General features: G+C 77.6%; 2 protein-coding genes. Both read left to right on the top strand.

The features are described 5' to 3' along the window. Nucleotides 1-1,378 (top strand): hypothetical protein (locus WCS02_RS19525; RefSeq protein WP_340295947.1); only part of this gene is annotated, 1,378 nt, incomplete at its 5' end. 13 nt (nt 1,379-1,391) lie between these two features. Next, nucleotides 1,392-2,695: hypothetical protein (locus tag WCS02_RS19520; RefSeq protein ID WP_340295946.1), on the top strand; the 1,304-nt coding region annotated here is incomplete at its 3' end.

Below are 2,695 nucleotides of genomic sequence, written 5' to 3'. Positions count from 1 at the left end.
CGGGCCCTGCCGCTGCCCCCACGTCCTCCCCGACGACTGCGGCCCCGACGGCTGCGGCCCCGGGCGCTGCGCCTTCCGCGCCTCCCGCGGCTGCCGCGCCGGCCCCGGTGGCGTCCCCGGCGACCGGGGAGTGACGACGGGCCGGGGGCCCGAGCGCCTGCTGCTGGCGCTGCTGCTGGTCGTCGTGCTCACCCAGCGCCTGGCCCTGCCGCTCGGCGCCACGCAGGTGCCCCTGACCCTCGTCCTCTGCCTGGCGCTGCTCGCCGTCGGCGCCGTCACCGGCCGGCTCGTGCTCGACCGGACCCGGACCCGGCTCTACGTGGCGGCCATGTCGACGCTGGTGCTGCTCACCGTCGTCGCCCTGCTGCGCGGGCTGTCGCCGTCCCTGACGTCGCTGGTGCTGCTGCTCCTGCTGTACGCGGTCGTCGCCGTCCGGCCGGCCCGGCTGGACCGGGCCGCGGTCGACCGGCTGCTCGACGCCTACACGACCCTCATGGTCGTCGTGGCCCTGGTCTGCCTGGCCCAGTCGGCCACCCAGTACGCCGGCGTGCCGTACCGGGACTGGCTGTCCGTCGTCGTGCCGTCCGAGCTGCTCGTCCAGGGCTACAACACCGGCGACCCGCTGTCGTACGGCTCCGACATCGTCCGGGTCAACGGCGTCCTCTTCCTCGAGCCGTCGTTCGTCTCGTACTTCCTCGGGCTGGCCGGCGTCGTCGCGCTGCACCGCGGCCGCTCGACGGTCGTGGTGGCGCTGCTCCTGCTCGGCCTGGTCCCGACGCTGGCCGGCAACGGCGTCGTCACCCTCGTCCTGGGCGTCGCGGTGCTCGCGGCCGGGCCGGCGCGCCGCCGCCTGCTCGTCCTCGTCGTCCCCGTGCTGCTGGCCGTCGTGGTGGCCGCGGTCACCCCGGTCGGGGAGCGCTTCCTCACCCGGCTCACCGAGGTGGGCAACGAGGGCTCGAGCCTCAGCCTGCGGCTCGTCGAGCCCTACGAGCGGCTGCTGCCGTCGTGGGCGCTCGACCCCGCCGCGGTCCTGCTCGGCTACGGGGCCGGGGCGGGCACCGATGCCACGGCCGCCGGGACCGCCGGGCTGCTGTCGCCCGCGCTGCCCAAGCTCCTGCTGGAGTACGGCGGGCCGGGCACGGTCGTCTTCCTGCTGTTCCTGCTGTGGTCCCTCGTGGCCGGCGGCGGCGCGCGGCCCTGGGCGCCGGCGCTCCTGGTCAGCTACCTCGTGCTCAACGCCGCCCTGCTGCAGGTGACGCTCGCGCTCACCACCGTGCTGTTCCTCCACCTGCTGCGGCCGTGGGACGGGCAGGGCGGCGCGGAGGCGCCCGAGGACGACGCCTCCCGGGACCAGCTCCCGGTGAGAGCGCTCCCATGACATAGTCTCCAGCATGACCGGGGGGCCGCTGTGGGCACGGGCGCCGCTGCGGCTGCTGCGGGAGGGCCCCTGGGCCGTGCTCGTCGTCGCCGCCTTCGCGGTGTCCGCCGCGGCTGCCGCCTCCGACGTGCTCACGGTCTCCGCCTGGCGCACCGCCTCGGTCGCGCGGACCCTCGACGCCGTCGCCGAGGGCGCCGGGCCGCTCGCCTCGCCCACCGTGCGGGTGTCCGGCTCACCGGGACCGGGCCGGGTGCTCGAGGGGCTGCGCGAGCAGGTCGACGCCGTCCCCGGGCTGGAGCCCGCCTCCCTGCTCGGGGTGTCCTTCGCCGACGAGCTCCTCGGCACCCGCCTGGTCCGCTACGAGGGCTTCGCCGAGGTCGACGGCCGGCGCCGCACCGCCCGCCTCACCGCGGTCGACGAGCCGGGGGACGTGCTGCAGGTCGTCGCGAGCGCGCCCGTGGCCGAGGGCGAGGAGCGGCCCGCCGGGGTCTGGGTCCCCGCCGACCTCGCCGAGGAGCTGTCGCTCGAGCCCGGCGACGAGATGCAGGTGGTCACCTCGGTGAGCCGGCGGCAGGACACGGCCGCGACGACGACGGTCGCCGGGGTCTACGAGGTCGACGCCGGGGCCGTGCCGGTCGACCTGCCCGGCAGCCGGTTCTGGCAGGACCGGGCGGGACGGCTGCCCGGGGACACCGGCGGCCTCGCGCAGCCCTCGGTCCTCGTCGGCGACCCGTCGACGACGGAGGCCCTGGCCGACGCGATCGGCGACGTCCTCATCTGGAGCCTGGACGCCGGCCTGGACCCCGTCCGGCCCGACCGCGACGCGCTGGGCTCGACCGTGTCGGCGGTCCAGCGGCTGCGGACGGCCGCCGCCGCCCTGCCCCCCGGTGAGTCCGTCGGCACCGTCGGCAGCGGCGCGATCCTGTCCCCGGTCGTCGTCACCGGCCTGCCCGGCCTGCTCGCCCGGGCCGACGACATCACCCTGCGCGCGGCCGCGGAGGCCCGGACCCCCGCCGTGGGGTCGATCTTGCTGGGCCTGGCGCTCGTGCTCGCCGTCTCCACGCTCACCGCCTCCCGCCGCGCCCGCGAGCTCGAGCTGCTCGCCGGGCTCGGCGTCCGCCCGCCCGCCGTCGGAGCGCTCGGCGTGGCCGAGGTCCTGCCCGCCGCGCTGCTCGGGCTGCTGCTCGGCGGTCCGGGCGCCTGGCTCGCGGTGCGGGCGCTCGCCGGGGCCAGCCCGGGGGAAGCCTCCCTGGGTCTGGCGGCCGGGCAGGCCGCCGTCGTCGTCGGGGCGGGCGTCCTGCTGCACGCGGTCGTCAT

The sequence above is a fragment of the Aquipuribacter hungaricus genome (assembly GCF_037860755.1).
Classification (GTDB): Bacteria; Actinomycetota; Actinomycetes; order Actinomycetales; family JBBAYJ01; genus Aquipuribacter; species Aquipuribacter hungaricus.
The sequence above is the reverse complement of the archived record's forward strand: the minus strand, read 5'-3'. Positions and strand labels throughout refer to the sequence as shown.